The sequence below is a fragment of the Wolbachia endosymbiont of Tuta absoluta genome (genome assembly GCF_059414725.1).
Window position 1 is genome coordinate 1 of the sequence record NZ_JBNRJY010000711.1, and the last position, 702, is coordinate 702.

Sequence of the window (702 nt, forward strand, 5' to 3'; positions counted from 1 at the left end):
AAACTTCTTTTCTTCTTCATTCTCTTCTGATAAAGAGTAACTAACTTCTTCTATCTTTGAAATTACACCATCAGCAGGACTTAATATAAAGTCCTTATTGTTTGGTACCGCTCTTGCTGGATCGATCCAGCGGTGACCGTGCTGTAGTAAAGATTATCCAACACGGTCACTTTCAATGCGTTATAACTTCTAAAAGGTGTCCCGACAAATTCTGGTTTTTGTCCGACAAATTTCGACAATTACTCGACAATTATTCTGCATACTCAAAGTTATGGTTTTCCATGGTGACCATGCCAGGGAAATGCACACACGGGGACACAGTCACCGGGGACTACGGGAATACACCATTCCTAGGGGCAGTCACATTTCTTACTTTAGGCGCAAGCTCTTTCTCTAGCAAATGGGGAGAGAAAAGCAAAAATTATTGCTGATAAAGCCAGGTGCGACTGTGTCTAGCAGCGGCCTAATGCACCAATCAATCACAAACCTTTGGCATTGACAGTTTGACACATACTGGAACAATTTGAATCAATGGAAAGTGGTACAGTTGACAGTGGCGCCATTTATTTTGCAGTTTTTCTCCTCAATGAAATTAATGACTGGCATTATGCTCAAACGGTTCGGATGTTCGAATATTAACTTATCTACATCTACAATAATATTATGAAGAAAAGATTTGATTGTTTGTTGGTTGTATTTAAT

General features: G+C 39.5%; 1 pseudogene. It reads right to left on the minus strand.

Annotated elements, in window-relative coordinates:
• Window positions 1-123: pseudogene (locus ACJ5GX_RS07550) on the minus strand (phosphatidylserine decarboxylase); the annotation flags it as partial.
• Window positions 124-702 lie beyond the last annotated feature (579 nt).